This is a genomic window from Streptomyces sp. ATCC 21386 (genome assembly GCF_018728545.1).
Lineage (GTDB): Bacteria > Actinomycetota > Actinomycetes > Streptomycetales > Streptomycetaceae > Streptomyces.
In genome coordinates this window covers 3,978,569-3,987,598 of sequence record NZ_JAAVVL010000001.1, presented here as the reverse complement: position 1 = coordinate 3,987,598, position 9,030 = coordinate 3,978,569, and the positions used below count along the sequence as shown (strand labels likewise).

8 protein-coding genes and 1 pseudogene are annotated in these 9,030 nt (G+C 71.9%); 4 read left to right on the top strand and 5 right to left on the bottom strand.

Features of this window, described 5'->3' with window-relative positions; translation table 11 throughout:
• Window positions 1-570: pseudogene (locus tag GWK25_RS17470) on the bottom strand (acyltransferase); the annotation flags it as partial.
• A 130-nt stretch (window positions 571-700) separates the two neighbouring features.
• On the opposite strand from GWK25_RS17470, the gene GWK25_RS17465 reads away from it, so the two are divergent.
• Window positions 701-1,243, top strand: coding sequence for a gamma carbonic anhydrase family protein (locus GWK25_RS17465; protein WP_215451121.1), 543 nt, complete (start codon window positions 701-703; stop codon window positions 1,241-1,243).
• A gap of 100 nt (window positions 1,244-1,343) precedes the next feature.
• Here the strand turns inward: GWK25_RS17465 and GWK25_RS17460 are convergent, their stop codons facing one another.
• Both GWK25_RS17460 and GWK25_RS17455 read right to left on the bottom strand, forming a co-directional pair.
• The gene (locus GWK25_RS17460; protein ID WP_215451120.1) at window positions 1,344-1,994 is read right to left on the bottom strand and encodes a DedA family protein; all 651 of its coding nucleotides are present in this window, start codon (window positions 1,992-1,994) and stop codon (window positions 1,344-1,346) included.
• Between the two features lie 259 nt (window positions 1,995-2,253).
• Window positions 2,254-2,706 (bottom strand): DUF4442 domain-containing protein, encoded by a 453-nt coding sequence (locus GWK25_RS17455; protein WP_251828897.1) that lies wholly within the window; start codon window positions 2,704-2,706, stop codon window positions 2,254-2,256.
• Window positions 2,707-2,940: 234 nt separating this feature from the next.
• Here GWK25_RS17455 and GWK25_RS17450 point away from each other — a divergent pair, with 234 nt between their 5' ends.
• Window positions 2,941-3,996 (top strand): hypothetical protein, encoded by a 1,056-nt coding sequence (locus GWK25_RS17450; protein ID WP_215451119.1) that lies wholly within the window; start codon window positions 2,941-2,943, stop codon window positions 3,994-3,996.
• Between the two features lie 156 nt (window positions 3,997-4,152).
• The gene (locus GWK25_RS17445) at window positions 4,153-5,544 is read left to right on the top strand and encodes an MFS transporter (RefSeq protein ID WP_215451118.1); all 1,392 of its coding nucleotides are present in this window, start codon (window positions 4,153-4,155) and stop codon (window positions 5,542-5,544) included.
• Here GWK25_RS17445 and GWK25_RS17440 read toward each other — a convergent pair.
• Window positions 5,506-6,351, bottom strand: a complete 846-nt coding sequence (locus GWK25_RS17440) for a spermidine synthase (protein WP_215451117.1) — start codon at window positions 6,349-6,351, stop codon at window positions 5,506-5,508. The two genes, GWK25_RS17445 and GWK25_RS17440, sit on opposite strands and share 39 nt — an antisense overlap.
• A gap of 98 nt (window positions 6,352-6,449) precedes the next feature.
• Window positions 6,450-7,619: an elongation factor Tu gene (tuf, locus tag GWK25_RS17435; RefSeq protein WP_184896718.1), complete on the bottom strand. Its 1,170-nt coding sequence runs from the start codon at window positions 7,617-7,619 to the stop codon at window positions 6,450-6,452.
• Window positions 7,620-8,147: 528 nt separating this feature from the next.
• Between tuf and GWK25_RS17430 the strand changes: the two genes are divergently transcribed.
• Complete coding sequence (locus GWK25_RS17430; protein WP_215451116.1) at window positions 8,148-8,930, top strand: TVP38/TMEM64 family protein; 783 nt, start codon at window positions 8,148-8,150, stop codon at window positions 8,928-8,930.
• Window positions 8,931-9,030: the final 100 nt, after the last annotated feature.

Sequence of the window (9,030 nt, the reverse complement as noted above, 5' to 3'; positions counted from 1 at the left end):
CTAGATTTAATTCTTTTCGTAGTATAAATGAAAATTGCATTTTTTTTTTTTTTAGTGTGTATAAGAGACAGGGATCACCGCGCCGGTGCCGATCCAGCAGCCGGGCCCGATCGACACGGGGTCCATACGGGGCCACTGCTTGCCGATCGGCTGGTGCGGGTCGTCGTACGAGTGGTTGGTGGAGGTCACGTACACGTACGGCCCGAAGTAGCAGTCGCTGCCGATCGTGACCGTGGTGTCGGCGATGACATGGCTGCCGCGCCCGAGCACGACGCCGTCCCCGATGCGCAGGATCGGTTCCGCGCCGAGGTCCAGGTCGGGCATCAGTCCGGCGGTCAGGGTGACCTGCTCGCCGATGATGCAGTGGGAGCCCAGGTGGATCCACGGCTCGCCGAAGACCGTGCCGAGCGGAAAGGCCAGCCTGGTACCCGTTCCCATCGCGCCGAAGCGGAACCGGCCGGGCCGCTCGGCCGTCACCGACCCCGTGCGCTGCAGCCACGCCCAGCCCGCGTGGACGGCGCGCTGCGCGAGGCGGCCCGACCAGGACGAGAACGTGTTCTTCTTCGGCACCCGCTCACCGTACTCACCGGGCGGCACCCGCAGGACGTCGTACGGCTGTGATCTTCACCCCACCCGACGCCCACCCCATGGCTTACGGTGCGGGTGAGGACTGATCTTCACCCAGCATCTGGAGGCGGCGATGAACCGGCAGCGGGCCCTCATCACGACGTTCGACGGCAAGAAGCCGGAGGTGGAGGAGGCCGCGTTCGTCTCCCCCACGTCGACGGTGATCGGCGACGTGACCCTGCGTCCGGGGTCGAGCGTCTGGTACGGGGCGGTGCTGCGGGCCGAGTTCGAGCCGATCGTCATCGGCGCGGACGCCAACGTCCAGGACAACTGCTCGCTCCACGTCGACCTCGGCTTTCCCGTCTCGATCGGCGCGCGCGTGTCGATCGGGCACAACGCGGTGGTGCACGGGGCGACCGTCGAGGACGACTGTCTGATCGGGATGGGCGCGACGGTGCTGAACGGCGCGGTGATCGGCTCGGGGTCCCTGGTCGCCGCGCAGGCCCTGGTCCCGCAGGGGATGCGGGTGCCGCCCGGATCACTGGTGGCGGGGGTGCCCGCGAAGGTGAAGCGACCGCTCACCGACGAGGAGCGGGAGCTGGTGACGCTGAACGGCACGCACTACACGGAGCTGGCCAAGGCGCACCGACAGGCGCAGGAGGAGTACGGGGCGTAGGACCGGCGCGGGCGCGGGAGGGACACGGGGCGCGGACCGGCCGCGGGTGGTGTGCCCGGCGGGCCGGCACTCGGCGGTCGCGCGCCTCCCGTCGCACGTCTTACTCCGCGGCGGCGACCAGTTCCCCCTCGGCCGTCTCCGCCTTCTCCGCGGCCTTCTTCGCCTTGCGCTTGATCACCAGCATCGAGGTCACGCCGATCAGGACGGCCAGGACCAGGCCCAGCCAGGAGAAGCGCTTGAGCCACGCCTCGGCGACGACGCCGACGTAGTAGATGACGGCGGTGGTGCCGCCGGCCCAGAGGATGCCGCCGAGGACATTGGCGACGGCGAAGCGCCAGTAGGGCATCTGCAGGACGCCGGCGAGGGGCCCGGCGAAGATGCGGAGCAGGGCGATGAAGCGGCCGAAGAAGACGGCCCACATGCCCCACCGGTCGAAGGAGCGCTCGGCGACGGCGATGTTGCTCTCGCTGAAGTGCTTGGGGAACCGTCGGTTGAGCTTGGCCAGCAGGGGGCGTCCGCCCTTGCGGCCGATGGCGTAGCCGATGGAGTCGCCGATGATCGCGCCGGCGGTGGCGCAGGCCCCGAGGACGAAGGGGTCGATCTCTCCGTGCTGGGACGCGAGCAGCGCGGAGGAGACCAGGATGATCTCGCCCGGCAGCGGGATGCCCAGGCTCTCCAGGCCGATGACCAGCCCCACCAACAGGTAGATGGCGAGCGGGGGCACTGTTTCGAGCCACTCCTGGACGTGCAAAGCCGGTTCCTCCCGTGCGAGCGGATCAAGTGGGTGAGGTGGTGTTCATGGCCCCCGGCGCCCGCTCTCGACGGAGCGCGCGCCGGGGCAGCCTACCCGCTTGTTCGGACGGCGACGGGATCCTGCGGGTTGCCCCACAGGTCGCACCGGTTCTCGGCGTGCACGGCCGCGCTCCGTGCGTCGTGCCCGTGCGGCCGCGCGCTGGAGCACCCGGTGCCGGGCGTCGGCACGACCGGGGCACCACCGGGTCACTACCGGGTCACGCGTTGGGGCGAAGGGTCCAGACGACCGTCATCTCGCCCGTCACGGCTCCGTCGGCGCGTCGGATCGCGATGGTGACGGGGAATTCCGGGCGCCGGCCGGCGTCGAGTTCGGCCACGACCTCGGCGGCGGGGCGGCCGAGCGTCGCGGTGGCGGTGACCCGCCCCATCGCGAGCTTCTTGTACCCGATCTCCGCGCTGACCGCGAGCGGCACGGCGCGCGAGAGCTGGTCCCCGAACGCGGCGAGCACGATCGCCCCGCTCGCCGTCTCCCCCAGCGTGAACATCGCACCGGCGTGCGGCCCGCCGACATGGTTGTGGAACTCACCCTGGTCCGGCAGCGCCACCACGGCCTTCTCCGGAGTGGCCTCCAGGAACTCCAGCTTCAGGGTCCTGGCCATCGGCACCGTGGCGGCGAGCATCTCGCCGATCGACATCTGGTCTGCGCTCATGGCGCGATGTTACCCACCAGTAGGCGGGCATGACCAGGGGCTCTCGCCGGGCGGAGGCGTTCGCGTCCGAGAACCGGCACCTCCCTGTTCGGCCGACCACCTCCCGGCGGCGCGAGGGACGTGGCGCCAAAGGCCGCCACCCCGGGGTGTTTTGGAGCCGTTCGTCCCGACTGCAAAGCAGCTTCGTGGACTCCCGTGGCACCCCGCCCCCCGGCGCATCTATGGTTACGAGCCATGTGGCCAGGACAGCAGCAGCCGCCCGGGGGCGAGCACCAACCGCAGCAGCCGAACCCGTACCAGCAGCCGGGGTACGACCAGTCCGGACAGCCGGTACAACCGGGATACCAACAGCAGGGGTACCAGCAGCCGAACCCCTACCAGCAGCCCGGATACCAGTCGACGGGCCAGCAGGCCCAGTACGGGCAACAGCCGCAGTGGGGCGCGCAGGCGCCCGCGGGCCCGCCGGTGCCGCCGGGCGGAGGCGGCGGCAACCGGACGAAGCTGATCGCGATCGTCGCGGCCACGGCCGTGGTCGTGGCAGCCGGTGTGACGGGCTTCCTGGTGCTCGGCGGTGACGGCGACAAGGACAAGTCGGGGACCCAGTCGGCTCCTTCGGCCTCCCCGTCGCCGACCGCGTCCGAGAGCGAGGACAACCCGCGCGGCGAGGACGCCGGCGCGAAGCCGACCATCGAGGGCTGGAAGGTCGTCGTCAACCCCAAGTGGGGTACGGCCTTCGACGTGCCCGCCGACTGGGAGGTGCAGTCGCCCGACACCTTCACCGGCTTCGAGGACTCCCAGAAGGGCGACGGCTCGGTCCTCATCGGGATGTCGGCACCCGCCGTCCTCAAGGAGAAGTACTGCACCTCCGACGACAACAAGGACGGCCACAAGGAGTCGAGTTCCCTCGCCGCCGCGGGCACCAAGGGCCAGCAGGGCGCCAAGGGCACCGAGGACATCGCCCGCAACGACTCGGCCTGGTGGGTCTTCGGCGGGTACACCGACCAGAAGCCCGCCTCGAAGAAGAAGTTGACCATCGGCAAGCCCAAGGCGTACACCACGACGTCGGGCGTCGAGGGCAGTGTCGCGACCACGTACTCGACGGGCGTCCCCAAGAAGGGCAAGTGCGACACCGACGGCAAGGCGACCACGTTCGCCTTCAAGAACTCGGCCGGTGACTACGTCTCCTGGACCTTCCACGGTGACAAGGACGTGCGGGAGGAGGTGCCGGACGCGACGGTGCAGAAGATCCTGAGCACGGTACGCCTCTACGGCGACCCGACGGGCGGCTGAGCGGCCACGCGGCCGACCGTGGCGGGCGAACTCCGGTGAAGCCGACCCCGACCGGACAGGGCCGGCCGCCGAGGGTCGGCCTCACCTGGCCCGATCCCGCCGCATCGGGTGAGGAAACGGTTTGGCAGAAGGTGTCGGGGCGGCGATAGTCGGCGGGTGACCACTCCCGCCGCTCCCCGTCGCCGCCCCGCCTGGGCCGGCCGCAACTACACCCTGCTGACGACGGCCGCCGTCGTCACCAACCTGGGCAGCAACGGCGCCCTGATCGCGGCCGCGTTCGCGGTGCTGGAGGCGGGCGGCGACGGCGGGGACGTAGGCCTGGTCGCCGCCGCGCGCACCCTGCCCCTGGTGCTGTTCCTCCTGGTCGGCGGCGCGATCGCCGACCGGCTGCCCCGACACCGGGTGATGGTCGCGGCGAACGGCCTCAACTGCCTCTCCCAGGCGGCCTTCGCCGTCCTGGTCCTCACCGGCGAGGCACGGCTGTGGCAGATGATGCTGCTCTCCGCGCTCGGCGGCGTCGGTCACGCGTTCTTCGGCCCGGCCGCCGAGGGCATGCTGCTGTCCTCCGTCACCGCCGAGCAGGCGGGCCGCGCCTTCGCGCTGTTCCGCTTCGCCTCGCAGGGCGCGACCATGAGCGGCGCGGCCCTCGGCGGCGCCCTGATCGCGGTGATCGGCCCAGGCTGGGTGCTCGCGGTGGACGCGGCGGCGTTCGCCCTGGCCGGCGCCCTGCGCGCCTTCCTGGACGTGAGCCACATACCGGAGCGCGGGGCGGGCGGCGGACTGCTCGCGGATCTCCGGGACGGCTGGCGGGAGTTCACCGGCCGGACCTGGCTGTGGGCGATCGTCGTCCAGTTCTCCCTGGTGAACGCGGTGATCGTCGCCGCCGACGCGGTCTACGGCCCGCAGGTCGCCCGAGACAGCCTGGGCGGGCCGGGCCCCTGGGGCCTGGCGCTCGGTTTCTTCGGGGCCGGCAACGCCGCCGGAGCGCTGCTCATGGCCCGCTGGAAACCACGCCGCCTCCTCCTCGTCGGCGTCCTGTGCGTCTTTCCCTTCGCCCTGCCCTCCGCCGCGCTGGCCGTGCCCGTGCCGATCGCCGTGCTCTGCCTGACCATGTTCGTCAGCGGTCTGTCGATCGAGGTGTTCGGGGTCTCCTGGATGACCGCGCTGCACCAGGAGATCCCCGAGGACAAGCTGTCCCGGGTCTCCGCGTACGACTGGTTCGGCTCGGTGGCGATGGTGCCGCTCGCCGCCGCGCTGGCGGGCCCGGCGGAGAGCGCCTTCGGACGGACGACCGCCCTGTGGGGCTGTGCCGGGCTGTGCGTGGCCGCGACGGCCGCCGTGCTGTGCGTACGGGACGTGCGCAACCTGACCCGGCACAGCACTCCGGTGGCCCTGGCCAAACCCGATGCCCGGCCCGACGCCGGCCCCGAACCCGATGCCGCGCCCGTGCGCGAGGAGGACGCCGCCCCGCGGCCCGAGCCGGGTGACGCGACCGGCGGCGAGCCCGGTTCAGCCGATGCCGAAGGCCCCGTCGGGCGGCTCGGGTGACGGGACGGCGTCCTCCTCGCGCACGGGCGCGGCGCCGCCGATGAACGCGCGCAGCGCCGTGCCGTGCTCGACCCGCGCGGGGAAGGCGTCGGCGGCGGTCCGCCGGGCCAGGACGGCGATGTCGAGCGGCTGATGGGCGGCGACCAGCACGGCGTTGCCGAACCTCCGGCCGCGCAGCACCGCCGGTTCGGCGATCAACGACAGCTCCTCGAACACCGTTGCCAGCGTGGCCAGTTGGGAGCGCAGGAAGGTGAACGGCGCGGCATCGGCCAGGTTCGCCAGGTACACACCGTCCGCGCGCAGCACGCGTTCGACGGCCCGCGCGTATCCCACGGTCGACAGATGCGCGGGGACCCGCGAGCCGCCGAACACATCGCCCACGAGTACGTCGGCGGAGTCGGCGGGGGCCGCTTCGAGCCATTCCCTCGCGTCCGCCCCGTGCAGCGCGATGTCCGCGTCGTCGGGCGGCGGCAGCTGCTCGACGACCAGGTCCAGCAGCCCCCGGTCGTACTCGACGACCCGCTGCCGGGACCCGGGCCGGGTGGCGGCGACGTAGCGGGGCAGGGTGAGCGCGCCCCCGCCGAGGTGCACCACGTCGAGCGGCAGCCCCGGCTCCGCGACCGTGTCCAGCACGTGCCCGAGCCGCCGCGCGTACTCGAACTCCAGATGGGTGGGCTCGTCCAGATCGACGTACGACTGCGGCGCCCCGTCCACGGTCAACAGCCAGGCCCGTTCCCGGTCGACATCAGGCATGAGCTTGGCGGTGCCCCGGTCGATGACACGGGACACGGGTATGGCTTCGTTCACGCTCCCCATTCTGGTGCAGGGCGCGACCCGCGGGGGGCGGGGGGAACCGCGCGACCGGCGGTGTGCCGGCCCGCGGTCCCCCGTCCGTGGCGCGCCGTCTACCGAACGGCCGTCACGGTCCCCGCCCCCACGGTCCGACCGCCCTCACGGATGGCGAACCCGAGCCCCGGCTCCAACGGAACCTCCCGGCCCAGCTCCACACTCATCGTGACCCGCTCCCCCGGCCTGGCGACGGCGACCTCGCCGAGGTCGATGTCCCCCACCACGTCGGCCGTACGGATGTAGAACTGGGGCCGGTACCCGCTGGACACCGGGGTCGTGCGACCCCCCTCCCGCGCCGAGAGCACGTACACCTGGGCGGTGAAGTGCCGCCGGGGCTCGACGCTGCCGGGTGCGGCCACTACGTGCCCGCGTCGGACGGCGTCGCGTCCCACCCCGCGCAGCAGCAGCGCCACGTTGTCCCCGGCCTGCGCCTCCTCCATGGGCTTGCCGAAGGTCTCGACGCCGGTGACGACGGTCTCGATCCCCGCGCCGAGCACCTCGACGCGGTCGCCCACCCGGATCGTGCCCCGCTCGACGGCCCCGGTGACGACGGTCCCCCGCCCCGTGATCGTCAGCACGTTCTCGACGGACAACAGGAACGGCGCGTCCAGGTACCGCTCCGGCATCGGGACGTAGGTGTCCACGGCGTCCAGCAGCGCGTCGATCGACGCCGTCCACCGTGGGTCCCCTTCGAGCGCCCGAAGCCCGGATACCCGGACGACGGGTACGGAGTCACCGCCGTACCCGTGCGCGGTGAGCAGCTCGCGGACCTCCAGCTCGACGAGGTCGGTGAGCTCCTCGTCCCCGGCGTCGGCCTTGTTGAGGGCGACGACGACGTGGTCGACGCCCACCTGCCGGGCGAGCAGCACGTGCTCGGCGGTCTGCGGCATGATCCCGTCGAGCGCGGAGACGACGAGGATCGCCCCGTCGAGCTGCGCGGCGCCGGTGACCATGTTCTTGACGTAGTCGGCGTGGCCGGGCATGTCGACGTGCGCGTAGTGCCGGGTGTCGGTCTCGTACTCGACGTGCGCGATGTTGATGGTGATGCCGCGCGCCGCCTCCTCCGGGGCACGGTCGATACGGTCGAACGGGACGAAGGTGCCGGCCCCGCGCTCGGCGAGGACCTTGGTGATGGCGGCGGTCAGGGTGGTCTTGCCGTGGTCGACGTGACCCATCGTGCCGATGTTGAGATGCGGTTTCGTACGGACGTAAGCAGTCTTGGACATGGCGGTACCTCGAAGCCTCTTCAGCGGTACTGAGTGATGGCCCCGGCGGCACACAGCGGCGGCCGGGACGGGGACCCCGAGGTCTTGCCGACCCTCCCCCTGCGGGGTCCGCCGGAATGTCCGGGAAGGGTCAGCTTCGGGCGCCGTCCGCGGCGGCCACGACGATCAGCAGGGCAGCCTTCGGGGCATCCGCGACCGTGGCGGATGCGTCGAGAGCGAAGGCGTGCCGGAACATGACGTCGATCCTCGTCGACAAGTCGGCCCGCGTCGAATGGTTTTCGGTACGCGGGGTTGTCACTGCACGGGGGTTCCGGGAGGGAGCGGAAGAGAGATGCTTCACAGGACGACCCACGGGATGAACGGTGCGCCGGTCGGGCCCGTGCTCCGGAAGGCGCAGGCGGCGCGGCGTGCGGTGCCCGGCGGAGGTCCCGGTGCACCGTGTCCGGCGATCCTGTTGTTCCGCTTGCTGTGACGCCCGTGAGACGTTCCGTACGGCATACCCGGACACGGGTCGGTTACCGTCGTCGAATGCTCGATGCCACCACCCGCTCTGGGGGCACCGCCACGGTCCTTCCCCGGACCGCCGCCACGGAGCTCGCCGTCGCCGCACCCGTCACGGTCGCCACCGTGCCCCCGGGCCGTGCCGCCCGCCTGGGCAGAGTGCTGTTCTCGCCGTGGGCGCGGTTCTCGCTGCTCGTCGCACTGCTCGTGTCCGCCGTGTCCACGGTGCTGCTGTTCGAGCCGCAGCGGCTGCTGGCCGACGGCTGGCCGCCCCAGTTGAGCGGTGCGGCCGCGGCCGTGGCGTTCGCGGTGGCATACGGGCTGTGCACGGTCGCCTTCGTACCCCGGCCGATCCTCAACATCGCGGCGGGCGCCCTCTTCGGCTCCCAGCTCGGTCTGGCGTCGGCGCTCGCGGGCACGGTCCTGGGCGCCGGCCTCGCCTTCGGCCTGGGGCGGGTCCTCGGGCAGGACGCTCTGCGTCCGCTGCTGCGCCACCGCTGGCTGAAATCGGCGGACGGCCAGCTCAGCCGGCACGGTTTCCGCTCGATGCTGGCGGCCCGCCTCTTCCCCGGAGTGCCCTTCTGGGCGGCGAACTACTGCGCCTCGGTCTCCCGCATGGGCTATCTGCCCTTCCTCCTGGCCACCGCCCTCGGCTCCATCCCGAACACCGCCGCCTACGCGGTGGCCGGCGCCCGTGCCTCGTCCCCGACCTCCCCGGCGTTCCTGATCGCCATGGCCTGCATCGCGGTCCCGGCCCTGATCGGCGCGACGGTGGCCTGGCGCAAACGCCACCACCTGCGGGCCCGCTGAGTCCTCTGGGGGCCCGAAGCTGGAGGAGCCCGAAGGGCCGTCCTCCAGGGGCGCGGGGAACCTGTCTCTTATACACCTCTCCGAGCCCACGAGACTCGAC